Origin of the sequence: Companilactobacillus nantensis DSM 16982, assembly GCF_001435815.1 — a bacterium.
Classification (GTDB): domain Bacteria; phylum Bacillota; class Bacilli; order Lactobacillales; family Lactobacillaceae; genus Companilactobacillus; species Companilactobacillus nantensis.
Genome location: NZ_AZFV01000016.1, coordinates 1 through 25,436 on the forward strand (window position 1 = coordinate 1; position 25,436 = coordinate 25,436).

Consider the following 25,436-nt stretch of genomic DNA (forward strand, 5'->3'; position numbering starts at 1 on the left):
CCTTCCGGCTAGTTTATTAGTTTCTTTTTATATTTTGAATTGTAAGAGTAACACTATACAATGCAGTCTTTTTGCTGGAATTTTTCGGTTGGAATATTATAGTTTATCCGTAGTGCTAGTTGATTTGTTAACAACAATTTTAAATAACATTCTTGGCATAACTTAATATATATCATTCATTTCGCAGAATTTGAATTTATAAAAAGACTTTAGTCGGAAGAATCGAGAAATAGTTACTGTAGACGGCAGTTCCCATTACCGCAACATAATAAATAAAAATAAACACAGCTACTCCAAATCCATGCCAGTAGCTGTGTTTTGCTGTTTTACAATTACTTTTTCCTAATAGTCATCCTTGTGGGAACAAATTTCCTGTGCTATTATACACACAAGCAAAATTAAATGACGTCAGTGAGCGTCTATTTTGGAGGGAATAGAAATGAAAATAGTATCAAAACCGAACCAGCTCGATAGCTACCAAGCTAAAGTGGTTGTTTCCACAGCTTCAGGATTTGGATTGGAAAACATGGACGTAATGTTTTTGTCTTTCGCACTTTCATCCATCATCGCTGATTTTCATCTTAGTGGAACACAGGCGGGACTTATCTCGACCATCACAAATATTGGTATGTTATTAGGTGGTATTTTTTTTGGAATTTTAGCCGATAAAATCGGTCGTGTTAAAACTTTTAGTCACACAATCTTTATCTTTGCTTTCGCAACCGCAGCTATGTACTTCGCCAATAACCTAACAATGGTTTATCTCTTCCGTTTCATCGCAGGTATCGGAGCTGGTGGTGAGTATGGAATCGGTATGACTGTCCTAGCTGAAAGTTTTTCAAAGAAAAAGCTAGGTCGCGTTTCATCTTGGGTCGGTATGGCTGGTCAAATTGGTGCCATCTTCGCTGCCCTTTTAGCCGCTTTGATTTTACCAAAGCTCGGTTGGCACGCACTGTTCTTATTCGGTGTCATCCCCGTAGTTATTACATTCTTTGCCAGAAGACATCTGCGTGAAAGTACTACATTTACTAATTCCTCCAAAGAAACTAAAGGTAACGTTAAACAACTTTTCGCAACACCTAAAATTGCTTATCAAACAATTGCTTTAATGATTATGGCTATCGTACAAATCGCCGGTTACTTCGGTCTAATGAACTGGCTTCCAACTATCATGCAAAAACAACTCAACTTAACTGTCGGTTCATCAACTTGGATGATTGCAACAATTCTTGGAATGTGTGCCGGTATGTTAACCTTCGGCTGGATTCTCGATACATTGGGACCTCGCTTAGCATTCGGTATCTTCTTAACTGCTTCAGCCATTGGAGTTTACGTCTTAACACTACCAAGTAATGTCTGGTCATTAATTGTTGTCGGTGCTATCGTTGGTTACTTCTCAAACGGTATGTTTGCTGGTTATGGTGCTATCGTCAGTCGCCTTTATCCAACCGAAGTCAGAGCCACAGCTAACAACGTCATTATGAATGTTGGTCGCTGTGTCGGCGGATTCTCAAGTTTGGTTATTGGCTACCTGCTTGATAACTACAACATTATGACAGTGATGGTTTTCATCTCAACACTTTACATCATCAGCTTGATCGTCATGCTAACAATTACTAATCTAAAAGCTTCAAATTATAAAAATATTTAGATTCTAAACAAATAGAGCAAGTAATCCCGATGGGATTACTTGCTCTATTTGTTTTTAGTAGAAAAGATATGTTTTATTCCATACCTTCCAAAGTATTATTTTTTAAAAGTAGTGGACAAAGTCCACTATAATGCTATAATAATTTTCATCAACTCATTAGGAGGTTACTCACATTGCTCAATCAATCCGAAATATCCGCTATTAGAAACTTTAACCGTGATTACACCAAACTACTGGGAATTATGAATAAAAAGGTCCTCAATACACCTTTGAGTTGGACTGAAGGACGCGTTTTATTAGAAATATCATTCAATAACGACAAGACTCCCATCGAAGTGGCGACTAATTTGGAACTTGATAAAAGTTATACCAGTCGCATTCTTAAACGTTTCGAAAAAAATGACTTAATCAGCAAGTCCCCGTCAGATACCGATTCACGGTCAGTTGAATTAAGTCTAACTGCCGATGGTCAAAAGCTTGTTAAAGAATTAGATGATCGTTCCAACCAGCAAATTAAAGACTTATTAACTGATTTATCAACAGCCGAGCAAAAACAGTTCTACCAAGCAATGGCGACACTCGACAATTTACTATTTACTAGAAAGTAGGCACCAATATGTGGGAAACAAAAATTTTTTCAGAATTATCTACTAAAGAACTTTATGAAATTCTTTATCTTAGAACCAAAATTTTCGTTGTAGACCAAGAACGAGTTTATCAAGAAGTTGATCAAAACGACTTGGATGCCATTCATGTTTTTAATATGGTTGATGGCAAAGTTGCCGCCTATGCTCGAATTTTTCCTCAGGGCAACAACGTCACCTTTGGACGTGTCGTCACCGATCCAAAATACCGTGGTCAAGGTTTCGGCAAGCAATTGATGGAACACATTATGCAAGTCATTCATCAAAATTTTGCTCAAAAAGAAATTGAGATTGAAGCTCAAGTTCAAGTTCAGGGCTTTTATCAAAAATTTGCCTTCGAAAGTCAAGGTCAACCATTCCTATTCAACCACACACCGCATATAAAAATGACCCATCCAGCAGTCTAGATGAGTACATTCCAGTGGGAATACTTCGAATCAGCAGTGATAAATTTCTTCATCAAAACGTATTCCTTAGCTTTCAAAACTAAAGGTGAACTATTTTCTAAATTCAAATCTTCTACATCGATCCATTGCGAACCGGTGGAATCTTGTCCGACAAACTGTGATACTTTAATTTTAGGAGTTCCCGAGTAATCATCGATTGAATAAAAAACGCAGACATGATTATTCCACGTAAAATGTTGGTAATTCCATGGATATGAAAAACTAATCGTTCCTAGTTGCTTAGCATCCAGAACTTTTAAACCAGTCTCCTCCCGAACTTCACGTGCGACCGCCTGATGTAACGACTCGCCCTCATCCAAACTACCGCCAGGTAAATCATAACGATTAATATATGGACCACCATTTTTATTAATTACTAGCAATTTATTATTGGCAGCAATTACACCATAAACTCCAAAAGCAAAATGAACTTTTTTCTGACTCATAATAAACACCTCGTACACAATTTTAGACTACAACAAAAGCCCTTGGGAATGCAATCCCAAAGGCTTTTTCTATCGAAAATGTGCCAAAAATAGCTCTGGTCAAATTTATCTATTATTAAATCAATCCTAAAATTTTAATTACACCCATCGACAAGACAATGCTGATAATGGCATGGAACATGAACAAGACCGAAAAGGCAATAAAGTAAACTGAGCCACTGATTATGGCTGTTCTTAAATTGAAAACGTAAAAAATTGAGCCTAAAACTAACAACGTCACGACCCAAGGCAATATCCCTTTATTAACCGTCATAAAATCGTTACGACTCAAATCATAACCTGTACTAGCAATCATAATCGTCAACACGATATAGAGTGCAATCATCCCGAATGAAGCATTAGCAAAACTTGATTTCAAATTATCTAACACCGAATCAAATATCATACTGGCCGATAGTGTCGTATTTACATTCAAACTTTGCGTCAATGAAGTGATACTAAACTGAGCATTCAGTAAAAACTTTTGCAGTAAAAACAATGCCAACGAACACATATAGTATGGTGCCAAGCCGATGAAAAAATTTCCTAGCATCTGATAAACATTGCGGTCATTCCAACGATGATCGACCGACCCTAAGGCTCCTGATTGCCGATAATTTAAGTTTAGTAATTGTACATTAGTCACTTTATGACCAAATAAATAAGCAAAAATAGCGTGACCTAATTCATGAATGATTACGCCTAAGCCACCAACGACCAACTGACTGTTATTACCCAAATTGTTAACTAACGTGACTTTTGACAAATGCCCGAGCCATGATGTTATTAATGACGTCAAATAAGGCACTAATGTAAAAATTGCCACGAACGTTATCACAAATCCAAAATAATTATTCCACACACTCATCGCTCCTCGTGTAATTTCGTCAATTATACCGTAGGTTGATTTTCCAAACGTCGATTTGCTTCATTCTTAAACAATTGATAAATTGTTGCAGCAACTGGTACACCTAAAAGCATACCAACAATACCGCCTAAGCCCCCGCCAACAGTGATAGCAGCTAGTACCCAAATACCTGGCAGACCAATTGATGTTCCAACAACACGTGGGTAAATCAAGTTACTTTCCAATTGTTGCAAAACTATGATGAAGATAACGAATAACACAGCTTGGAGTGGTGAATCGACTGCAATCAACAGGAACCCAACAGCACCACCTGCCCAAGCACCAAAAATTGGTACTAAGGACGTAATACCTACAAAAGCTCCGACTGGCAAAGCATATGGAAATCTGAAGAGCAACATCCCTAAAGCACAAAGAGTTCCTAAGATAATTGCTTCAGTAACTTGTCCGACGATGAAACTACTAAACATTTTATTGGTAATATCAAAAACATATTGAATTTTCTTCCGATGATTTTCTTTAATAAAAGCTCGTCCGGCTTTTTTAACTTGAGCAGTCAATTTCTCTTTAGTTGCCAAAATATAGATGGCAAATGTGAAAGCCAAAATTAAATTAAACAAACCTTTAGCCACACCTGTCACGATTTTAAAAGTAGAACCAAACAAACCACTGACACCGGATGTGAGAAACTTCATTACTTTAGCTTGAACTGACGTCCAATTGATATCAATGGCCTTTAATTGATCAGGTACAGCCGAATGACTATTAACTTTTTCCGCAAAATTAGAAATATCAGTCACAAACGCTGGAATTGACTTGAAGAAATCAGTTAACGCACTAATAAATTGTGGCAAGACAAGTCGAAAAACACCTGTCATTGCTAAAATAACCAGTACTAACGTAATTAAAATAACAATGCCACGCCGACTATTTTGAAGCCATTTCTTTTTAGTATTTGGAAAGAAATGTTTTTCAAGTCGAATCACTAAAATATTCAAAGCATATGCTAAAACTCCACCCAAAATTAGTGGCATTACAATGCTAAATAGATTTAAGAAAATACTGTATATTTGGGCTGGATAGATTAATAACGCGATTATTAATACAGTAATTGAACCATATTTAAAAATATTTTTCCGTGTCAGTTCCATAGTTGTCCCCCTCAAATTCTTTCTAAATAATATATCATAATACTGCCGTCTCCGGAGATGAGAGTATTCACCTGCTATGTGGACCGACATGAGCCAAGGTCTTCAAACACGCCCGGTGCTGTAAGGACTAAATATTACAAATACAAAAAAATCCAGACATTTCTTCAACGAAATTTATCTGGATTTCTTATTCAAATTATTTTTCTATAATAACATGTTGCTCTGGTTAATTTATAGCCACGAATTTCCATGAATAAACTAGCCGGAAGAAACAAGAAATTAGGTCACTGTGCAGGTGGCGTTAGGTATTTATCCCTTACACCACGGGACGAGTTTTGAAACTCGCGTATTTTACGAGGTTCAAAATCGAGATTCGCGACCGCTCTCTGGCTCGAATCGGTTCCCATAGCGACCTAATTTTCTTGTTTCTGGAGGCGGACCCACTACATCTTGTTGCTGGCCACCCACCGCTTTATAACCTCAATCTCTTTTTCATTCTGATTAAATTCAGAAAAGACCAAAGCCTTGTTCATTAAACCGCGAACTTTTTTATTGTTGCCATTTACGCGACTCTCATTCATTGCTAATTGTGCATAAATTCGCGCAATATAATACGTCACGTGGTTTTCGGCACAAATTTTGACACCATAATTTAACAGTGCATTAGCGGTCTCTAAATCATTGCGTTCTGAGTAATATAAAGCACAGTAGAAAATAATATTGATATAACGCCAAATTTTTGAAACATCATCAATCGACATCGTATAAATATCATTAAAGACTTTGCTGAAATAATATTCACTCTTACTGTCATCACCTTGCTTGGCATAAACCATTCCCATACCAACAAAGGATAAGAAACTAAAAATGGTTTCCCCATGAGCATCTAATTCTGACAAAATCCGATTGAAATCAAACACAGCATCAAACAAATCACCATCGTCTAAAACGTTCAGATAACCCTTCAAATAGTAATACTGCATCAAGGCATCCTTATCTTGCTCTAAGTCACTTGGATCAATTGCTTTAATGATTTTCCATGAGTCCTCATACTCCTGAATAATTAGATTGAATTCCGCTTTATTCATTTGTTTGATGACTTTTTGACTCTTACTATCGGTCACACCAATAATACTGTCTAATGACAGACCTAGTCGATTACATAACTGAATTAAGATTTTTAGTGATGGTATCTTACCGTTATTTTCAAATTTACTCAAAGTTGCTTGTGTACAAATTCCATTACTCAACTCTTTTTGAGATAGTCCTAACTCTTTTCTTTTATCAATAAACGTCTGTATATCCACGCCATCGCCCCTATATAAAAATTTTATATATTGTTTGAATTTAATTATATACCCTACCTTATGTCATGTCATTGTTCTCAAAGAGCCTGAGGACAATTCGTATTATATATAAATACGATTCTATATGATATATAAAATAGAAAGCTTTCGAAATATTCCAAATATACATAAAATGGAATATTTTAACAAAAAAAACCGGAATTTCTTCCGATTTTTAATCATGTTACTTATTTTTTAAATCTTCAATAGAATTAATATTCGTCATGTACTTGGGCACTGCGAGTCCCACCTTGGCACCCTCTAAGTTTGGTCCCAAATCATCAAATCTGCCCTTATAATCCTTATAGAACAGTCCTGATGTCTTTGGCAACCATGCACTAACTTGAGCGTCAGCGGCACCAGTAGCAATCGAAGCCCAAACTGGTTGAATCTCCATAGCTTGGATAGTTACTTTATAACCTTGATTTCTCAAAACTTGAGCAATCACGTTCGTTGAAGCAATTTCGGAATCCCAAGATACATAAGTCATCTTTAAGGATTGACCGTGGACCTTCTTAACACCTTTAGTCCATTCATTGACCAATTTAGGATTAGCCTTGATCCACTGCTTAGCAGCCTTCTCAGGGTCCATCCCTTCATTGACATTCAACATAACTTTTGACATTTGTGCTGGCGTCCAGTGGAAACGGTCCAAAATCGTATAAGCTTCTGGCTTATCGGTTTTTAAACCTTTACGAACAACGGTATTGATATGTTCTGCCTTACCAAAGACATTTTTCGGATCTTTCAAAAACTTAATTGGATATTTAGTAAACATCCAATGTGGTTGCCAACCAGTAACAACAATTGGACGTTTATCTTGAATTGCCTTGTCCAAAGTACTTGTCATGGCAGCAGTTGAACTGGTTTGTAATTGCCAGTTATCTTTTTCCAACCCATAAGACTTCAAAGCCGTTTGAGTTGATGACATGATTCCGGCACCAGCGTCGATACCAGTAATCGTGTAGTTGATCTGTGGTCCCAATTTTTCTTTACTGTTGTAAGAAGCAGTTTGGGAGCTGCAGGCAGAAATAATTGGGATAATTAGTAAAGCTAGTAAGAAAAGTTTAATAAACTTTTGTTTCTTCAAATAATCCCTCCTAATGTTTTCTGTGTGATCTAGTTAATGATTGTGTTAAACGATCCAAAATGATAGCTAAGATAACGATAGCTAAACCAGCAGCAAATCCATTACCGGCATCATTTCGACCAACGGCAAAGTAAACTTTTGTTCCCAAGCCCATAGCACCAATCATTGAGGCGATAACAACCATTGATAATGAAAGCATCATACTTTGATTGACACCGGCCATCAAACTAGTTTTAGCAATTGGTAGTTCAACCTTGAATAACTTTTGCCATTCAGTTGAACCAAACGAATCAGCTGCTTCAATCAATTCATTAGGTACTTCACGAATACCCATATTAGTCATTCGAACTGTTGGAGGCATTGCAAAAATAACTGACGCAACGATACCAGGAACCATTCCGATACCAAACAAGGCAACGGCTGGAATCAAATAAACGAACGCTGGCATTGTCTGCATGAAGTCCAAAATCGGTTTCAAGATAACTTCGGCGGTATGACTCTTAGCCATCAAAATTCCCAATGGAATACCGATAACTAAAGCAATCAAACTAGCTGTTAAAACTAAGGTTAATGTCTGCGTCATATCACGCCAAAAATCTAAGTTCCAAATCATTAATAATCCAAGGAATTCAAAAATCAATAATCCCCAGTTTTGTTGATCACGATTGACATAATAAGTTAAAGCTAAAACTAACACGATAAATAACCAAATCGGAATTAAATCAAAGACCCATTGAAAGGCATTGTTGATTGAGCCAATAAAATTAGTTATAGCATTGAAAAAGCCTGTAAATTGAACTAACCAGTCGACAAAGTTGTCGATCCAGTGAGCTAATGGAAGTTGTGGAATACTACTAAAAATTAAACTATTCAAAATTGCTCACCTCATTTCCGGCTAAAGCACCAAGTACGGCACCACGCACGATAATTCCCAATAATTGCTTCTTATCATTGATAACGGCAAATGGAATCCCTGTTTGTGAAATATCATCCATCAAGTCAGAGATTGGTGTATCTTCTGAAGTCGTCGGAACTTTCGTTTGGACGATTGATGTTAAATCGCCATTCTTTTCCCGAACTAATTTAATCACATCGTTAGCATCGACGATTCCGAGTAAGTTACGACGGCTATCAACTACATAAGCAGTTGAAACTTCAGTATCCTTCATCATCTTCAAGGCTAAACGTGGACCAGCTTTTTCAATATTAACGATAGTTGGACGAATCATAACGTTACCCGCAGTAAGAACCTTACTACGATCAACATTTTCAATAAATTCTTCAACGTATTCGTTAGCTGGGTGAGTCAAAATATCTTCTGGAGTACCAGTTTGAATTACCTTGGCATCCTTCATAATCATAATACGATCACCAATTTTTAAGGCTTCGTTCAAATCATGACTAATAAAGACGATGGTCTTGTGTAATCTTTCTTGAATATCCAATAACTGATCTTGCATATCAGTTCTGTTCAATGGATCAAGAGCTGAGAAAGCCTCATCCATTAGTAAAATCTCAGGATCATTGGCTAAAGCACGAGCTAATCCAACACGTTGTTGCATACCACCTGATAATTGATCAGGATACTCGTCGTTATAACCAGTAATACCAACTGTTTCGAGTGCTTCTTTGGCTTTTTGTTCACGAGTGGCTTTATCGACACCTTGAATTTCCAAACCATATTCAGTATTTTCCAAAACCGTTCGATTAGGTAATAAACCGAAATTTTGGAAAACCATACTCATTTTCTTACGGCGAACTTCACGAAGCTCTTTTTTGTCGATTTTCATTAAGTTCTCACCGTCGATTAAGACCTCACCATCAGTGGGCTCAATCAAACGATTGATCATTCTTACTAAAGTTGATTTACCACTACCGGATAGACCCATGATAACGAAAATTTCACCATCATATATCTTGAAATTAGCATTATCAACACCTAAAGTGGCACCCGTCTCTTTTAGTATTTCTGCTTTATCTTTTCCTTGACGGCTTAACTCTTTGGCCTTATTAAGATGCTTACCAAATATTTTAGTTAAGTTTTTGACTTCTAGTTTTGTACTTTTTTGAGTACTCATTAAATCCCCCATTCTTGGAATTGAAAATGCATACTTGCTATGAAGTATGCATTATTTGGAAATAAAAAAGCTATTATTTAAACAATGTAAATAACAGCGACCTATATAACCCTAACAAATATAATTTTCTTATGCAAATTATCAGTTTTCGTGTAAGCATTTTAGTTGACAAAATTGACTTATTTTTTAATTCAAAACTTATCGTTCAATGATAGTTGTAGTATACGATTGCGAGTTTTATCTGCCTGGGGATAAATATATTAAAAAAATTTTTAGATTTTTTTATTTTCTGCCGTAGATTATTGCTTTTTCTACCTAAAACAAATAGGGCAATCAATCTCAAAAATCAGATTGCTTGCCCTATTGCCTTAATGCTCGAAAGCTGACCACGTTTTGTCACACTCTTTATATGAACTAATTTTCTATTTTTATATCAGAAAACGACACTTCTATAAAATTGCCTCAAGTGCACGTGAAAATTCTAGCGCATTTCCGACAAAATAATAATCTGAGTATTTAAAAATTTGCGCATGCTCATCGGTATTGACCGAAACCACTACTTTGGCATTGGCAATTCCTGCTGTATATTGAACAGCTCCAGAAACTCCCAGGTTAACCAATAAATCTGGAGCCACTGTTTGACCACTTTGACCTATTTGTTCATTAACTGTGTATTGATCTAAATCGGTTAATGGACGAGTTACGCCGACTGTTGCATGTAATTTCTTAGCTAGGTTGTTAGCGACGGTAATGCCAGCATCTGTCTTATCACCACGTCCCAAGGCAACAATGCGTTCTGCTTGGGTGATATCGTCAGTTGTTTTAGGTGGCAAAAGCTGACTCTTAATTACTAGTTTACTGTCTTTTTCCCAATCCAAATTTTCAATTTCTTCTACTTTAAGGTTGGAATTGGTTTGTTTTTCGGCAGCGAAAACATTTGGTCTGGCTGTCGCCATTTGTGGATGATTATTAGGAATCGTAATTTCACACATGATGTTATCACCATATGATGGTTTTGTCTGAATCAACAAGTCTCCTTCAAACTTCAAGTCCAAACAATCAGCTGTTAATCCCGTCCTTAGCCAAGCTTGGAGTCTTGGAGCAACAGAACGTCCAACAACAGTCGCTGGAAAGATAAAGGTATTTGGCGTGCCCTGCTTTTGAATCAATTTATTTAAAGCATCAGTTAATTCAAGATCATCCCCATCAACTAACTCGTCATCTTTAATGAGAAGAATTTTATCAGGTCCATATTCAGCAAGTTCTGTTTCTAAACTAGCGTCAGATTTTTCAATCAAAACAGCCACAACAGGATCATGACTGATTTGTTTCATTTTGGTAAGCAATTGATATGTAACAGGATTGATCTTTTGTAAATCTGTTTCTACGAAAACCCAATTTTCATTAATCACTGCCATCTTAATCATCCTCCGCTAATATATTTTGTTTCTTCAACGCTGTTACTAATTCTTTAGCTGCATCCACCGGATTATCGGCCAATTTATGACCCACCTTGACAGTTTTTTCTGGTGATGAAATAGAACGAACAATTGTTGGTGAACCAGCCTGTCCGACACGATCATCATCAAGTTGTAAATCACTAGCATGCCAAGTTGTGATTGTTTTAGCAAAGCTCTTTGCTATTTCAACAACGTTTGTATACTCCGGCTGGTTGATCGTATCAGTGACAGTCAAAAGAAGTGGCAATTGTGCCGTAATTTCTTGTGCGACGTTATCCAAGTTACGTTTAATCACCAAGTGGTCATTTTTAACAGTTACTTCGTTAGCATATGTAACTTGTGGCACTTGCAACAGCTCAGCCATAATTGGTCCCACTTGTCCTGTGTCAGCATCAACGGATTGTTGACCTAGAATAACTAGATCAACATCAGCAATTTTTTTAATTGCTTTTCCAAGAACATATCCAGTTGCTAAGGTATCGGCACCAGCAAAGGCACGATCAGATAAGAGCACTGAACTATCAGCACCCAAAGCCAAAGTCTCCCGTAAGGAAACCGCAAAATCGTCAGGTCCCATTGTTAAAGTAATTACTTCGCCACCGACAGCTTGTTTAATTTCTAGAGCTGTTTTAAGCGCATGTAAGTCATAAGAATTAATTACACCGCCTAGACCACGACGATCAATATTTTTGGTTTTCTCATCAATTTTGACATTCGTAGTTTCTGGTACTTGTTTAATACAAACGACTATTTTCATAACTTTCCTCCTAGGCCCGATTCCTTGCTTCAATTAAAGCAATTGCTGTCCGCATCTTTTCTACGGTTCCTTCAGCGATTTCCATAGCTCTGGCGTCTCTAATCAAATGTTCAACCGGATAATCCAAACTATAACCATACCCACCTAAAATTTGTAGAGCATCGTCACCCGATTTAACGGCACTTCTACTGCCATAAGCCTTTGCCATAGCAGCTTCTTCTTCATAATCTTGACCGTGATCCTTTAACCAGGTTGCTTTCTGATAAAGCAATTTAGTGGTTTCTTTAGCAACTGCAATATCAGCCACTTTTCTTTGAATACCTTGCATCTGAATAATCGGTGTATCCATCGCCTTACGGTGTGTAGCATAATCAGTCACGATATCAAGCTCATGCTCCATAATTCCCGTTAAAACGGCTCCCATGAGCACACGAGCATCATTATGGGCACTGTCTCCAATTTCTTTACCCATACCGACTTTACCCAAAAGATGATTTTCATCGACTTCAATATTGTTCATGACGATTTCACCGACCGGAACACCCGTCAAGCCGAGGAAGTTTTCTTGCTTACCATATTCAAAACCTTCCATATTATTATCAACAACAAAGAATGATAACTCCTTGGGGGCAGTCTTGACCATGACACAGTAGATTTCAGCCAAACCACCATTGGTAATCATGATTTTGTCACCATTAATAATCCACTTGTCACCCTTCTTTTCAGCATGTGAGGTTATTCCTAAAGGATTAGAGCCACCACTTGGTTCAGTCATTGAGAAAGCAATAATACGTGATTTAGCCTGTGGTAAATACTCATCTTTCAAAGCTTGGTTCCCATATTTCACAATTTGATCAATCGATTTGAAATGCCCCTCCAAAGTAACACCCAAGCTGGCATTGCCCTTGGCAATTTCATTAATCACTGCGGCAGTTGTTTCGCCATCAAACCCGGCACCACCATATTCTTCTGGCAACATCGTACTGAGAAAATCGTATTTCTTAATCTTATTCAGAAGGTCATTGACATAAGAACGAGTGTGGTCAATTTCCATATCAAATGGTGCCACTTCATTTTCGGTAAAGGACTTCACCATTCTTAAAAGGATTTCTTTACTAGTTTGTTTTTGATCCATCAGAATTCTCCTCACATGTTAATTTTTTCACATATATATGTAAAAAAATATCCAAACGATATTTTAATAATTTCATCATAAAGCATTTATGTAGGGTTGTCTATATAATTATATTATATAGACCTAGATAACTTTAATATATTGTGACTACGTGTAGTGCTATTTAATTACGCCGCTTCCAAGAGTCAGAAATTTAGGTCGCTATGGGGACCGGTTCGAGCCAAAGGACGGTCTCGGACCTCGATTTTGAACCTCGCAAAAACCGCGAGTTTCAAAACTCGTCCCGTGGTGTAATGGCTAAAGCCATACTTTAAATTTACTAAATCACACAAGAAATCAACTAGCATCACGCGTATTATAACTTTAGAATCTCAATAACGGAAAAAGAAACTTTGGCGCCCAGAGGCGGCATATAACCAAAAAAACTGCCGAATTTGCAACTTCGACAGTTTTTTTAATTACTTATTGTTGGAAAAATCTGTATTGTTAGCCCATGTGTCAGTCAAGAAATAGCTGTCCATCTTATATTGGGTATTCTTAGGATTTGCTTTCTTATCCTTGTAGAAGCCCTTTAGATGATGATCAAGCATTAACCAACCACGCCAACCCATGTGAATGGTATCTTCGGCGATATAGTTAGGGTTCTTAACATGTGACAAGTCAACAATGTTATTGAATCCTTGTGACTTCAATTGATATTTAATCTTAGTATCAAAGTTAGTAATACTGCTCATTGGCATCCCTGTATACTTAACCCAATGTGGATTAACTGGTTGAATAACAAACATTACTTCTGTCTTGTTTTGAGCAAACATGTACAAAACAGCTTGGAAATCGTTGTATTCAGGTGAATGTGTATAAGTTACATGACGGTGAGCATTCTTATATCTAACAATTCTCTTTTTCAATTCTTTCTTATAAAAAGAGTTACCAATTTGCATATCATTGTCACTTGAATGTTTAGCAGCTAACTTAGTAGCCAATTTATTCAAATCTTTGTAATCATACTTATCAGGTAGTTGACTGGCTGCCTTATTAATTTGATTTTCATGATCATTCATTGAGATTGAACCGAACAAATTATCTTGGCTTTGCAAACTAGAACGGGCAAAGTTCTTAATATAGAAACGTTGGAAATCGGTAATTTGTTTACCTTCGGAAATACGTTTCAAAGCATCATTTTCGATAGGTCCTTTATCAACACCTAAATCGAGCATTCGGTTAGCAATGTATTTGTTCATTGCTTTATCGCCGGTACTTGAATTTAAGATAAAACCAGTCAATTGTAATGGTGATAAGAAATATTTAAATGCATCAGATGGTACACCGGATTTAGTAAACCATTGTGGAGAAATAATGAAGACAGCCTTATTTCCCTTTAAGTTAGTCATCCCACCAACGTTCATAGCTTGTGTTAATGAAGCTGTCCCGGGATTACCTTGCAAAAATGGCTTATTCTTCCAATGATATTTTTGTGCCATGGAAGATGGATGGAACGGATCCATTCTAGAAAGTTCCGATGAACCAATAATAGGAATGTAGTTTTCCTTCTCAGCGGCATTCTTCACACTTTCGCCTTTTAAGACACGTACGTCCAATGAAGTAGCAGCTTGTTGTACCTTTTGTGGAGTAACGGTTTTAAAGTTGATTGGAGCCCAGAGAAGGATCAACAAAGCGGCAATAGCAACTATAACAGGTCCAAAAATCATCCATAACTTTTTTTTCATAATCTATTCCAATTCTTGTACTTGTTGAGCAATTTTGTTAACTGTTGACCATTGTGAACGGTCGAATTCTGAAACTGGGACCGTAATATCAAATTCGTCTTGTAAGTTAACTAGAACTTCTACAGTTGCCATTGAATCAAGAACACCGTCTTTGAATAAATCTTGATCTGCATTTTGACCAGCGTCGTCCAAACCTGTTACATCTTTTAGAATATCAACAATCTTTGTTTTAATTTCATCCATAATAATTTCTCCTAACTAAACCATAGTGTATTTAAAAATCCTGAGAAGATTAAGAAACTGAAACATACAATATTAAACGTCAAGAAAACGGCGAATGCATGTGTAAATTTGTTGCTTGGAATACTCTCGCGGTGTTTCTTCTTATACCGCAACCAAGCATCGTTTGTGATCATTGCAATGGCGTGGAAAATACCATAAACAATGTAATACCAAGTTTCACCGTGCCAGAATCCCATGATGAGGAACAATGCAACATAACCAACATTGGCAATCGTTACACGATTCTTGATCCACTTGTGTTTAATAATAGTAAACATCAAACGCATGTAGATGAAATCACGGAACCAGAATGAAAGTGTTTTGTGCCATCTGTTCCAGAAATCTTTAATATTCTTGGCTTTGAATGGCGCATCGAAGTTCATTGGTGTCTTGATACCCATGAAATTACTGATTGCGACTGCAAAGAGTGAGTAACCAGCAAAGTCAAAGAACAAGTACATACTATATACATACATATAAGCTAAAACCCACCAAGATAAGCCTAGCGGAGCTTGATATCTGTATGACATGGCTAAAATTTGAACTTTTGGTAATAATAATGTTCCAAAGAAGTAACCGATAATAAATTTATAAAGGAGTCCCTTCATTAACTTATTAACACCACTGTGTAAAAGTTCAACATATTCATCACGGCTAGGAACTTTATCCACATCTTTTTGGAAACGTTTGAAACGGTCAATTGGTCCGGAAGTAATGGTTGGGAAGAATAGTAAGAACCGTCCAAATTCATACGGTGTAATCTTCTTAATAACACCATCACGAATTTCCATGATAATTTCAACTGACTTGAAAGTTAAATAACTGATACCCATGAAACCAAAGAGCGAAATCGTTTGATTCTTAAGCAATGGATCCAGCTTGACGAAAACTAGTGGCACAATGGCCAATAAGACGAACATTGTAAAGACCCAGAAGTTGTTATGTTTTTTGCGATACGACAAGAAGATGAAAACTAGTAACATCTCGTACAGAACGTAACACAATAGCGAAATCCCCTGTGTCATATTGCCACCAAAGAAAGCGGTGATCAAGATAACAACTGTTGCGAAGAAGTCATAAGCTCTAAATCTTTTACCAAACCATAATCCAATGATTATTGGTAATAAAAGTAGGAGTAAATAGATAAAGTAATGCGGACTACTGTAAGGTGTAATGTTAGCCATTAATTTCGCCTATTAAAGTCTTTCTATCAATTTTCCCATTTTTACTAATTGGTAGTTGCTTTACAAACTTCAACACATTTGGAATCATATATTCCATTGTTGTCTCTTTAAGTGAGTCTTTAATATCTGCTGTTAAATCATTTTCGTCGTCTTCGTTAAATTCATTCTCAAGTACGATGCAGGCAATCATCTTGCTGACTTGTTTCTTGTTGTTATACAAAGGAACGGTACATGATTGCTTGATCTGCTTAAGATTTCCAAGCATTGAATCCACTTCTTCTAGCTCGATTCGGTAACCGTGCATCTTGATTTGGAAATCAGTTCTACCGTGATAGAACAATAATCCGTCTGCACCTTCACTGATCATGTCACCAGTGTGATAGAAAATCTTTCCATCAATTTCTTCAAAAGCTTTAGCTGTTTGCGTAGGATTATTCAAATAACCCCTGGAAACATCTGGACCACTAACTAAGAGTTCGCCAGTCAAGCGACCAGTAGTTTCATCGATTGAACCAATAATTTTGTGATCCATATTAGCTTTCAAATAACCAATTGGTAAACGGTCGAATTCATCCAAAGCTGCTTGATCAATTTTAATTGATGTAATAGCGACAGTATTTTCAGTTGGACCATATGTATTGTAAAGCTCAGCATCTGGGAATTTTTTCAATAATTTCTTAGCAGTTGCGTGAGTTAATTCTTCACCACAGAAGATGAATTTATTTAATTGTGGCATGTGTTCAGCATCGAAACCTCTGAACAAAAGACACATTTCAAAGAATGATGGTGTTGAGACCCATGTATTAAAATCAGAATTAATGATGGCCTCTTGCAACATACCAAAATTCTTAGTTGTATCTTTATCAACAACATTAAGTGTTGCGCCATTCATCAAACCTGGGTAGATATCGAAAACGGATAGATCAAATGAGAATGGCGCTTGCAATAGCATGTTCATCTCACTTGAATAGTTGAATTCATTTTTAGCCCAGTCTGAGAAATCTAAAATATTATTTGTACTAATTTGAACACCCTTTGGTGTTCCAGTTGTACCTGATGTAAAAATGATGTAGAAATTGTCATCAGGACCAACACTACGATTGCTATCATAAATGTTGTTATCTGAAGCTAAAACTTGCTCCAATTCAGCTTTAGTAACTTGTGGAGTTTCAACACCAAAATCTTTAATGTCACTCCAATTTAAAATCAAAGCTGGTTCAGCAACGGTATTGATTTGGATAACACGTGATGGATCAGAACCATCATCAACTGGGATATAAGCGTGTCCAGCCTTAATGGCACCTAAGAACATCACTAACATTTCGAATTGTTGTCCACCAAAGATAATTACAGGACTTTTAGCAGGTAAAAATTGGTCTTGTAGAAAACTAGCTACGCGATCAGATTTTTGCAGCAATTCTTGGTATGTATGTGTCTCTTCACCGTTCTTGTAGCAAATTTTTTCGGGTGATTGCAATGCAGTAGTGGTAATTTTTTCAATGATTGTATTCATATATTTTTCCCTTCTTCCTGCTAAAATTCGTTATAAATAAATTTGGCACTTCCAACACCGTTATATCCATAGATATATAGGAGCACTAAGAAAATAGCGAAAAATACGACAGTTTTAAGAATAAAAACCGTGATTGGTTTTTTTAAAAAAGTCAGCAAATTATTTTTCATAATTTACACCTCACTGAAAGAGTTTACTTATGCGAAAACTAATATAACCATTCTCAATAAATGGTGTCAAACCGAAAAACAGATCAAAATAATCAAATATAGTTATATCTATATCACCTGTATAAACATTATAATAAAAAATTGTGTCATACTCATTGGCATTATTTGTAAAAATATTTTATCTTTTTTAAATAAGTTCAGGAATAACACAGGTTTTACAGATATATGTTTAAACAAATACATTATAAAAATTTATTCGCGATTTTTCAAAATATACGCATTGTAACTGTTCTATTTAACAATTGACTATTTGCCAATGTGATAATATTGGTCAATTTTGACCCTTTTCCTATTACCGTGTTTTATTATTGAACGATAGAAAATAAAAGTAAATAACTCTTCATTACAATGACCAAAGTGTTAGTCTCATGTGACAGTTTTGTAAGATGAGGCGCTTACATCAACCGATAATTACTCACTAATTTTTTAATAACAATATTTCACATAACTAATATAATGAAAGAATATAAAATGTTTGGAACTAAGATTTAATTATCGTGTTGTGCTAGTTAGATATGCCACCTCCAGAAACAAGAAATTTAGGTCGCTATGGGGACCGATTCGAGCCAAGGAGCGGTCTCGAATCTCGATTTTGAACCTCGCAAAATACGCGAGTTTCAAAACTCGTCCCGTGGCGTAAGGACTAAAGTCCTAACGCCACCTGCACAGCGACCTAAATTCTTGTTTCTTCCGTCTAGTTTATTAGTTTCTTTTATATTTCAAATTGTAAGAGTAACAAAGCTTACAGTCTATTTCCAGATTCCGTTGACGATATAACTAGCACAACGCGTTAATTAAAAAACAATTCGTGTAAAAAAATGGCACCTGTGGGAAACTAACTTTTCTCATAGGTGCCATTTTTTAAATTCTTATATTCTTAGTGGATCTCTCCCACTATCTTTATTACCAACTGGCTTTTCTAACACCAGGAATCTTACCTGCGTGTGCCAATTGACGGAAGTTCAAACGTGACATACCAAATTTTCTTAAATATGCGTGTGGACGTCCATCCAAGGAATCTCGTGAGTGCAATCTGACTGGAGATGCATCCCGAGGTAATGTACTCAAACCTGCATAATCATGATTAACTTTCATTTCATGACGCAACTTTGCGTAACGATCTACTGTTTCCTGTAATCTTTTTTCACGTTCAATTTTAGCTTTACGAGCCATATCTTTCCTAACCTCTTTTTTTAAAATGACGAGCCAGGAAGTCAATTACTAGTATTAATTTTTATCTACATCTCAAACTTATCAGCAATTTAGAACGATATCAAACAATCAATCTTTTTACAAAATATTTGCTCAAAATCTACTTATTAGAGTTAATTTGATATGCTTTTTAATTTTATCCACAAAACATTGCGAAAAGATGAAAGCAGTTAAAAAAATATATTTTTAAATATCAGCCAAATCTTTTATGAACAACGATACGTCAGACTTATTTCAGTTTAGATAAAAAACATTTATAAATTACGATACAATCTGTAAAGATTATTTTGCTAAACTTTAACCATGGAGCAGGTCCGTACGGGCCTAATTAATTTAAGTTAGGGGGACAGCTGATGAAAATCTTTAAAAATATCGTTCGTTTATTAGTACTAACAAGCCTTAGTCTGTCCTTCACACCCTTAACTACAGCTAAAGCTGTTACTTCTTCTCCTATTCAAGTAAAAAACTCAACTACTGCAACTGCTTCTAAATCACTTGCAGTTACTTACTCTGCATTAGATACTTCTAACACATTACCTGCTGCTGCAAGTGACACGACTACTACAGCAGCTTCTGATTCAACCAATCCAACATCTACTGTTAGCGTTACAGTTCTATCAGGTATTCTAACTTTGGAAGCAGTTCCTGATTTCAACTTCGGAACAATGACTGTTGGATCAATCGGTAAATTGAAGAGCAACACAGTCGATACAACTGGTTTTACAGTTGATGATGGTACAAATACTGCTAGTGCCACAGCTGGACGTGATGGTAATACCACTGGTTTACTATCAGTGATTGATTCACGTAACAGTCTCAAGGATATGCCCGGATTTACTCTTTCAGCTAAAATGGGACAGTTAAAGCCTACTAATACTAATGCAGCTAATGGTGATGCATCATTAAACGCTATTTTGCATTTAAATCCAATGCCTCTTTTGGACGAAAATAATAACAACGTTTCAGTTACTGGAACGGATTTGAAAACTGACAAAGCTTCTGTAAACAGTGAAACTGGCAATTCCGCAGCAGTCATGAACTTAACCGCTGGTTCATATAAGGGTGGTCTTATCAAAGCCAATTTCAACACTGCCGATTCAGCCAGTCTTGAAATTCCTGGTAACGGTGATAATATTAAGACTTCAGCTAAAAATATGAATGCTGTTGTTACATGGACTTTGAACGCCGCACCTGCAGTAACTACAAACTAATTAATGACTTCCCATAAAATTCAATAATGAATTTTATGGGATTTTTTTTATAAAAAAATTTCAATAAAATAACTATTAACGCCTTTTAGAAATGTTTAAACATGTTATTATAGTTATGAAGACGTTTTCTAAAAAAAAGAAGGGTTGATTATGATTGCAACCTCAACATGGCAACACACATTCACCAATTACCAAAACATCGATAATATAAACCTTTCGGGACAACAACATCTCGAGATTATCCAGCCACTAGCAACTAACCGCATTCGGTTGCAATTGAATAATCTGTATGATGAGACTCCACTAGAAATTTCCAAGCTAGAAATTTATGCTCATCCCGATACTAAAAAGGTCGTTACTTTGCATGGGCTAAAACACTTTAGCATTGAACCACGTTTAGTCGAATGGTCTGATTGGATCGACATATCGCTGCCCGCCCAAGGAAAATTAATCATTGATCTCTTTTCTCCAAATAAGACTGTTCATACAGCCGGATTAACTATCTCAAATGATTTAATTCAAACAACTCAAACTTATCCTAATATTCCTAAATACTTCTTTGGCATTTCCGGGATTCAAGTCATGGCTGATCAAGTCTATAAAAAGATTGCTTTCTTCGGTGATTCATTAACTAATCAAGGCAATTTCTCAGCACCATTAGCTGTCGACTTAGAAAATAACTATAACATTATGACAGCAAATTATGGTATCTCTGGCAATCGTTTACTGCGCCCTGGCCACAGTACTTCTCAATGGTCAGAAAGTTTTGGCGAAGCAGGCTTTACGCGTTTTGATCACATGCTAGCTGATTATCAACCCAATCTAGTTATTTTTATGGAAGGTATCAATGATTTATTACATCCCGGAACTGGCAGTCCAATGGATGAATTACCTTCTGCTGCAGCGATTGTCAATGCTGTTCGGATTTTAAAAGCTAAATGTCGGGAACACGAAATTAAATTTGTTCCAATGACAATTACACCCGCTGAAGGCAGCATTGATGGTGATATTGCTGGCTGGAATCCTAAAAAAGAAGCCTTACGTCAAGAAATCAATCAGGAATTATTAAAACTACCACACGTTATTGATTTGGATGACCTAGTGAGCCATAACGTCCGTTTAAAACCACAATTTGATTGTGGCGACCACGTTCACTTTTCAGCTAATGGTGGAAAAATCATTGCAAAATATATCAAAGATCAATTACTACGAAAGAAAATGTTGTAAATATTCCTAGCTTTTACGTTTTATTTATGAGAATGGAATATATTTTTATTAATTTAATTAAAAACTTCTGATTATTTATGTTTAAATCATTTTCAATATAATATATTATTAAATAGTATATATAAACTTTATTGGAGCGCTAAATATGGCTGAAACTACTAACAAGAATATTTATCAAGAACTTAAATCACGTGTCATTAATGGAAAATATAACATCAAGATGCGCTTACCCACAGAAGAATCATTAATTGACGAATTTAATGTTAGTCGCTACGCTATCCGCAAGGCTATCAAGCAATTATCGGATGAAGGGTTAGTCTACAGCGTCAAGGGTAAAGGTGTTGTTGTCCTCGAGCACACTCCTCAAACACAGGAGATCAATTTGAGTCTTAAAGAAATTGATAGTTTACATGTACTCAACAACTCTGACGATGTTCACAGGACAACAATTATCGCTGATTTTCAACAAGTAATCGTTGATGAAAAACTCAGCCATAAGACATCTTTTGCTGTTGGTATTCCTGTTTACGCAATTAAACGTGTCCGCCGCATCAACAATAAGAATGCGGTCCTTGATATCAACTACTTCAATGCCCAAATTGTTCCCAATATCACACCCGATATTGCTAAATCATCAATTTACACATACATCAAAGGTACTCTGGAAATGAAAATTGCCGTAGTAAAACGTCAATTAAGAATTGAACATGCTGAACAAGTCGATTATGAAAACTTAAATCTCGGTATCAACAATTGTGTAGGCAATATGATCAGTTTTGCATTCAATGACGACGGCAAGCAATTTGAATACACTGAGTCACACTTTATTCCTGACAACTTTATTTTTAATCAAATTATTAAATTTTAGGATGCTATCTTCCGAGTCGAGAAATTTATCTGCTTTTATATGCAAAACAATTGTGAATTCATAAATTATATAACGCATTATTTTAAACAAACAAAAATACCAAGTATCCTTCAAATCAGAGGAATACTTGGTATTTATTTTGTTTTATTTAACTAAAAGACTGAAAAATTCAAAACAAAGAATAAACTAGCCGGAAGAAACAAGAATTTAGGACGCTGTGCAGGTGGCGTTAGGGATTTATCCCTTACACCACGGGACGAGTTTTGAAATTCGCGTACTTTGTGAAGTTCAAAATCGAGATTGGAGACCGCTTTTTGGCTCCAATCGGTCCCCATAGCGACCTAAATTTCTTGTTTCTGGAGGCGGACAAAATCCTAATACGATTCAAATCCAACTAATGAATAATGATTAGGAATATATTTTGTTTCTGTACATTCAAAGAGATTACCTAAATCAGTATAGACATACTTTTTCAATACACCCACACAATTAGCATCTTCCAAATCCAAATTCTTAAATTCCTTTTCGGTTGCTGTTTCTACAGAAGCAATTGAACGAGCTGCGGCAATCTTGAAGAGATTTTCATCACGAATATATTGATAGATTGAACCTTCAGCATCAATTGCTGACAAATTAGGTACACTATCTTTTCTAAAATAACTTGTATCAATAGCCATTGCTTTTCCATTAACCATTCGTAAACGCTCAACGTAATAAGCTTTGTCACCAACTGTAAATGATGTATGACTTGAAAGTGAATCATCGATTTCGACTTCTTTAAATTCCAGAACTTTCGTTGTTAACTGTTTAATGAATTTATTTTGTGGAAAACTCATTAAATCTTGGAACCCAAAATGATTGGCAGCTGAGAAAATAACTCGGTTGTCAACAATTGGCTCCAAAACAACTACGCCACGGCCTTTTACGGTATAAACTAGTCCGTCTGCTTGTAATTTTTTTAGAGCGCGACGAATGGTATTTCTGGTCACGCTAAAACGAGCTGATAGATCTTCCTCGCCTGGCAAAATTGATTTTGGTGGATAAACGTTACTATCAATTTCACCTTTTAGTATATGGTATATATCTGAATATAAGTTCTTTGGCATGTTGTCTCCTCAATTGGTCCTGCAATTTATTAAAATACCCTCTGATGAAAATAATGTAACACCCCTCACAGTGTTACTTATCTTGTAGCATTACAGATTCATATGGTCGTAAAGTTACTGTTCCCTTGCTCATTTCAACGTCCTCATAGTTCCCCAACAACAAGTCGAAGTTATCAGCAATTGTTCTCTTTTGAGTTTCAGCAGTAAAATTAGCCATTATTAAAATTTTACCTTTATCATCATATCTTTCATAGCTATAAACGCTATTATCATGGGCATCTAACAATTTATACGCCCCATCTGTTAATAATACCTTATTTTTACGCAAGAAAATCAATGCACGATAGAAATTAAAGACATTATTTTTCATTTTGAGGACTTTTTCTACAGAATAATCGTCATGATGTAGTGGTTTTAACCATGGTTGGCCAGTTGTAAAGCCATGATACTTACTTGAATCCCATTGCATTGGTAGACGAGAATTCTCACGGGACTTTTGTTGCAAAATCTTAATTGCTAATTTTTCGTCAACACCTTCATTAATTAATTCATGATAAGCATTAATTGATTCATGATCCTGATACTGACTAATATCAGTAAAATAGGCATTCTTCATCGCAATCTCATCACCTTGATAAATATAAGGTGTTCCTTGCAAGCCAAATTCGACCATTGCCAACAATTTAGCTGACTGGTCACGATATTTATCATCATCAGTAAAACGTGAAATGGCACGCGGTTGGTCGTGATTATTCCAGAACAAGGCATTCCAACCACCTTGGCGATTCATCTTAACTTGCCAATCACTCAAGATTTTTGTCAAATCAGTTAATTTATAATGTCCCAACGTCCACTTGCTACCACCAGTATAATCAACTTTCACATGGTGGAAGGTAAAAGCCATTGAAAGTTCTTGACGTTTAGGATTGGTATACTTAACTGCTTCTGAAATAGGTGTTGATGATAATTCACCAACAGTAACAAACTTATTTGGTCCAAAGACTTTCTCATACATTTCATGAATGTACTCGTGCACGTGTGGACCATTGGTATAGAAGTTACGACCATCATCTAATGGTGTTTTGAAAGTATCATTTGGTAAATTCTTGTCCTTGGAAATATTGTTAATAACATCCAAACGGAAACCGTCGATACCCTTGGTTGCCCAATATGTTAGCATTTTAAAAATTTCAGCACGTAATTTTTCATTACGCCAATTTAAATCAGGCATCGTAACATCATAGAGATGCAAATAATACTGATCTAATTCAGGAACATATTCCCACGCACTGCCACTGAATTTGGAAACCCAATTATTAGGTTCGTGTCCATCAACAGGGTCACGCCAAATATAGAAGTCATGATAAGGATTATCCTTTGACTTCAACGCTTCTTGGAACCAACGGTTCTCATTTGAAGTATGGTTCAATACCATATCCATGATAATCTTGATACCACGTTTATGTGCTTCGTTTAGCATCCTCTCGAAGTCATCCATCGAACCAAAAACTGGATCAATTTGATAATAATCGGCGATATCATAACCATTATCGTTGCCTGGTGAACGATACATCGGTGTTAGCCAAATCAAACCAATACCTAGTTCCTTTAAATAATCTAAGCGGGAAATAATCCCGTTGATATCACCAATTCCATCTCCATTTGAATCTTGGAAACTGCGTGGATAGATTTGATAAACAGTTTCTTTTTTCCATTCCTTCATTTAGTCAGAACTCCTCAATATTAATTTAAGCCTACTTGACGCGGT

24 protein-coding genes are annotated in these 25,436 nt (G+C 36.2%); 6 read left to right on the forward strand and 18 right to left on the reverse strand.

Going from position 1 to position 25,436, the window contains the following annotated elements:
- Nucleotides 1–439 precede the first annotated feature (439 nt).
- From FD31_RS07895 to FD31_RS07905, 3 genes are all read left to right on the forward strand, one after another.
- Nucleotides 440–1,651 (forward strand): MFS transporter, encoded by a 1,212-nt coding sequence (locus FD31_RS07895; RefSeq protein ID WP_057892229.1) that lies wholly within the window; start codon nucleotides 440–442, stop codon nucleotides 1,649–1,651.
- Nucleotides 1,652–1,824: 173 nt separating this feature from the next.
- Nucleotides 1,825–2,259, forward strand: a complete 435-nt coding sequence (locus FD31_RS07900; RefSeq protein ID WP_057892230.1) for a MarR family winged helix-turn-helix transcriptional regulator — start codon at nucleotides 1,825–1,827, stop codon at nucleotides 2,257–2,259.
- Nucleotides 2,260–2,267: 8 nt separating this feature from the next.
- Nucleotides 2,268–2,702, forward strand: coding sequence for a GNAT family N-acetyltransferase (locus FD31_RS07905; RefSeq protein ID WP_057892231.1), 435 nt, complete (start codon nucleotides 2,268–2,270; stop codon nucleotides 2,700–2,702).
- Here FD31_RS07905 and FD31_RS07910 read toward each other — a convergent pair.
- The 16 genes from FD31_RS07910 to rpsN form a co-directional block, all read right to left on the reverse strand.
- Nucleotides 2,699–3,187: an NUDIX hydrolase gene (locus tag FD31_RS07910; RefSeq protein ID WP_057892232.1), complete on the reverse strand. Its 489-nt coding sequence runs from the start codon at nucleotides 3,185–3,187 to the stop codon at nucleotides 2,699–2,701. The two genes, FD31_RS07905 and FD31_RS07910, sit on opposite strands and share 4 nt — an antisense overlap.
- 115 nt (nucleotides 3,188–3,302) lie before the next feature.
- Entirely contained in the window at nucleotides 3,303–4,088 is a 786-nt protein-coding gene (locus FD31_RS07915; RefSeq protein ID WP_057892290.1) for a hypothetical protein, read from the reverse strand.
- A 29-nt stretch (nucleotides 4,089–4,117) separates the two neighbouring features.
- Nucleotides 4,118–5,242: an AI-2E family transporter gene (locus FD31_RS07920; protein ID WP_057892233.1), complete on the reverse strand. Its 1,125-nt coding sequence runs from the start codon at nucleotides 5,240–5,242 to the stop codon at nucleotides 4,118–4,120.
- A 443-nt stretch (nucleotides 5,243–5,685) separates the two neighbouring features.
- Entirely contained in the window at nucleotides 5,686–6,549 is an 864-nt protein-coding gene (locus tag FD31_RS07925; RefSeq protein WP_057892234.1) for a helix-turn-helix domain-containing protein, read from the reverse strand.
- 223 nt (nucleotides 6,550–6,772) lie between these two features.
- Nucleotides 6,773–7,678: a glycine betaine ABC transporter substrate-binding protein gene (locus FD31_RS07930; protein ID WP_057892235.1), complete on the reverse strand. Its 906-nt coding sequence runs from the start codon at nucleotides 7,676–7,678 to the stop codon at nucleotides 6,773–6,775.
- Nucleotides 7,679–7,688: 10 nt separating this feature from the next.
- Nucleotides 7,689–8,552: an ABC transporter permease gene (locus FD31_RS07935; protein ID WP_186811247.1), complete on the reverse strand. Its 864-nt coding sequence runs from the start codon at nucleotides 8,550–8,552 to the stop codon at nucleotides 7,689–7,691.
- Nucleotides 8,545–9,756, reverse strand: coding sequence for a quaternary amine ABC transporter ATP-binding protein (locus tag FD31_RS07940; RefSeq protein WP_057892237.1), 1,212 nt, complete (start codon nucleotides 9,754–9,756; stop codon nucleotides 8,545–8,547). The genes FD31_RS07935 and FD31_RS07940 overlap by 8 nt, the downstream gene beginning before the upstream one ends.
- A 449-nt stretch (nucleotides 9,757–10,205) precedes the next feature.
- Entirely contained in the window at nucleotides 10,206–11,174 is a 969-nt protein-coding gene (locus FD31_RS07945) for an electron transfer flavoprotein subunit alpha/FixB family protein (RefSeq protein WP_057892238.1), read from the reverse strand.
- A gap of 1 nt (nucleotide 11,175) precedes the next feature.
- Nucleotides 11,176–11,973 carry an electron transfer flavoprotein subunit beta/FixA family protein gene (locus tag FD31_RS07950; RefSeq protein ID WP_057892239.1) on the reverse strand — a complete coding sequence of 266 codons (798 nt, stop codon included), beginning with the start codon at nucleotides 11,971–11,973 and terminating at the stop codon, nucleotides 11,176–11,178.
- A 10-nt stretch (nucleotides 11,974–11,983) separates the two neighbouring features.
- Nucleotides 11,984–13,108 carry an acyl-CoA dehydrogenase family protein gene (locus FD31_RS07955; protein WP_057892240.1) on the reverse strand — a complete coding sequence of 375 codons (1,125 nt, stop codon included), beginning with the start codon at nucleotides 13,106–13,108 and terminating at the stop codon, nucleotides 11,984–11,986.
- Nucleotides 13,109–13,566: 458 nt separating this feature from the next.
- The gene (gene dltD, locus FD31_RS07960) at nucleotides 13,567–14,835 is read right to left on the reverse strand and encodes a D-alanyl-lipoteichoic acid biosynthesis protein DltD (RefSeq protein ID WP_057892241.1); all 1,269 of its coding nucleotides are present in this window, start codon (nucleotides 14,833–14,835) and stop codon (nucleotides 13,567–13,569) included.
- 3 nt (nucleotides 14,836–14,838) lie between these two features.
- Nucleotides 14,839–15,078 (reverse strand): D-alanine--poly(phosphoribitol) ligase subunit DltC, encoded by a 240-nt coding sequence (dltC, locus tag FD31_RS07965; protein ID WP_057892242.1) that lies wholly within the window; start codon nucleotides 15,076–15,078, stop codon nucleotides 14,839–14,841.
- An 11-nt stretch (nucleotides 15,079–15,089) separates the two neighbouring features.
- A complete protein-coding gene (gene dltB / locus FD31_RS07970) occupies nucleotides 15,090–16,301 on the reverse strand; it encodes a D-alanyl-lipoteichoic acid biosynthesis protein DltB (RefSeq protein WP_057892243.1) in 1,212 nt (403 codons plus the stop codon).
- A complete protein-coding gene (gene dltA, locus FD31_RS07975; protein WP_057892244.1) occupies nucleotides 16,294–17,814 on the reverse strand; it encodes a D-alanine--poly(phosphoribitol) ligase subunit DltA in 1,521 nt (506 codons plus the stop codon). The genes dltB and dltA overlap by 8 nt, the downstream gene beginning before the upstream one ends.
- Before the next feature lie 20 nt (nucleotides 17,815–17,834).
- Nucleotides 17,835–17,984, reverse strand: a complete 150-nt coding sequence (locus tag FD31_RS07980) for a teichoic acid D-Ala incorporation-associated protein DltX (protein WP_057892245.1) — start codon at nucleotides 17,982–17,984, stop codon at nucleotides 17,835–17,837.
- A gap of 963 nt (nucleotides 17,985–18,947) precedes the next feature.
- The gene (gene rpsN, locus FD31_RS07985) at nucleotides 18,948–19,217 is read right to left on the reverse strand and encodes a 30S ribosomal protein S14 (RefSeq protein ID WP_057892246.1); all 270 of its coding nucleotides are present in this window, start codon (nucleotides 19,215–19,217) and stop codon (nucleotides 18,948–18,950) included.
- 392 nt (nucleotides 19,218–19,609) lie between these two features.
- Here rpsN and FD31_RS07990 point away from each other — a divergent pair, with 392 nt between their 5' ends.
- The 3 genes from FD31_RS07990 (at nucleotide 19,610) to FD31_RS08000 (ending at nucleotide 22,562) form a co-directional block, all read left to right on the forward strand.
- The gene (locus FD31_RS07990; RefSeq protein WP_057892247.1) at nucleotides 19,610–20,467 is read left to right on the forward strand and encodes a WxL domain-containing protein; all 858 of its coding nucleotides are present in this window, start codon (nucleotides 19,610–19,612) and stop codon (nucleotides 20,465–20,467) included.
- Nucleotides 20,468–20,617: 150 nt separating this feature from the next.
- Entirely contained in the window at nucleotides 20,618–21,694 is a 1,077-nt protein-coding gene (locus FD31_RS07995) for a GDSL-type esterase/lipase family protein (RefSeq protein ID WP_057892248.1), read from the forward strand.
- 145 nt (nucleotides 21,695–21,839) lie between these two features.
- A complete protein-coding gene (locus tag FD31_RS08000; RefSeq protein WP_057892249.1) occupies nucleotides 21,840–22,562 on the forward strand; it encodes a GntR family transcriptional regulator in 723 nt (240 codons plus the stop codon).
- Between the two features lie 374 nt (nucleotides 22,563–22,936).
- On the opposite strand, the gene FD31_RS08005 is transcribed toward FD31_RS08000, so the two are convergent.
- Together FD31_RS08005 and FD31_RS08010 are read right to left on the reverse strand one after the other, a co-directional pair.
- Nucleotides 22,937–23,668 (reverse strand): GntR family transcriptional regulator, encoded by a 732-nt coding sequence (locus tag FD31_RS08005; RefSeq protein WP_057892250.1) that lies wholly within the window; start codon nucleotides 23,666–23,668, stop codon nucleotides 22,937–22,939.
- Nucleotides 23,669–23,741: 73 nt separating this feature from the next.
- On the reverse strand, nucleotides 23,742–25,391 hold the full coding sequence (locus FD31_RS08010; RefSeq protein ID WP_057892251.1) for an alpha,alpha-phosphotrehalase: 1,650 nt from the start codon (nucleotides 25,389–25,391) through the stop codon (nucleotides 23,742–23,744).
- Between the last annotated feature and the right edge of the window lie 45 nt (nucleotides 25,392–25,436).

Excerpts from the sequence above, each read along its gene's own strand:
- FD31_RS07895 (WP_057892229.1), top strand. The coding sequence starts at position 440 with ATGAAAATAGTATCAAAACCGAACCAGCTCGATAGCTACCAAGCTAAA.
- FD31_RS07905 (WP_057892231.1), top strand. The coding sequence starts at position 2,268 with ATGTGGGAAACAAAAATTTTTTCAGAATTATCTACTAAAGAACTTTAT.
- FD31_RS07910 (WP_057892232.1), bottom strand. The coding sequence starts at position 3,187 with ATGAGTCAGAAAAAAGTTCATTTTGCTTTTGGAGTTTATGGTGTAATT.
- FD31_RS07920 (WP_057892233.1), bottom strand. The coding sequence starts at position 5,242 with ATGGAACTGACACGGAAAAATATTTTTAAATATGGTTCAATTACTGTA.
- FD31_RS07940 (WP_057892237.1), bottom strand. The coding sequence starts at position 9,756 with ATGAGTACTCAAAAAAGTACAAAACTAGAAGTCAAAAACTTAACTAAA.
- FD31_RS07945 (WP_057892238.1), bottom strand. The coding sequence starts at position 11,174 with ATGGCAGTGATTAATGAAAATTGGGTTTTCGTAGAAACAGATTTACAA.
- FD31_RS07950 (WP_057892239.1), bottom strand. The coding sequence starts at position 11,973 with ATGAAAATAGTCGTTTGTATTAAACAAGTACCAGAAACTACGAATGTC.
- FD31_RS07955 (WP_057892240.1), bottom strand. The coding sequence starts at position 13,108 with ATGGATCAAAAACAAACTAGTAAAGAAATCCTTTTAAGAATGGTGAAG.
- dltD (WP_057892241.1), bottom strand. The coding sequence starts at position 14,835 with ATGAAAAAAAAGTTATGGATGATTTTTGGACCTGTTATAGTTGCTATT.
- dltC (WP_057892242.1), bottom strand. The coding sequence starts at position 15,078 with ATGGATGAAATTAAAACAAAGATTGTTGATATTCTAAAAGATGTAACA.
- dltB (WP_057892243.1), bottom strand. The coding sequence starts at position 16,301 with ATGGCTAACATTACACCTTACAGTAGTCCGCATTACTTTATCTATTTA.
- dltA (WP_057892244.1), bottom strand. The coding sequence starts at position 17,814 with ATGAATACAATCATTGAAAAAATTACCACTACTGCATTGCAATCACCC.
- FD31_RS07980 (WP_057892245.1), bottom strand. The coding sequence starts at position 17,984 with ATGAAAAATAATTTGCTGACTTTTTTAAAAAAACCAATCACGGTTTTT.
- rpsN (WP_057892246.1), bottom strand. The coding sequence starts at position 19,217 with ATGGCTCGTAAAGCTAAAATTGAACGTGAAAAAAGATTACAGGAAACA.
- FD31_RS07990 (WP_057892247.1), top strand. The coding sequence starts at position 19,610 with ATGAAAATCTTTAAAAATATCGTTCGTTTATTAGTACTAACAAGCCTT.
- FD31_RS07995 (WP_057892248.1), top strand. The coding sequence starts at position 20,618 with ATGATTGCAACCTCAACATGGCAACACACATTCACCAATTACCAAAAC.
- FD31_RS08000 (WP_057892249.1), top strand. The coding sequence starts at position 21,840 with ATGGCTGAAACTACTAACAAGAATATTTATCAAGAACTTAAATCACGT.
- FD31_RS08005 (WP_057892250.1), bottom strand. The coding sequence starts at position 23,668 with ATGCCAAAGAACTTATATTCAGATATATACCATATACTAAAAGGTGAA.
- FD31_RS08010 (WP_057892251.1), bottom strand. The coding sequence starts at position 25,391 with ATGAAGGAATGGAAAAAAGAAACTGTTTATCAAATCTATCCACGCAGT.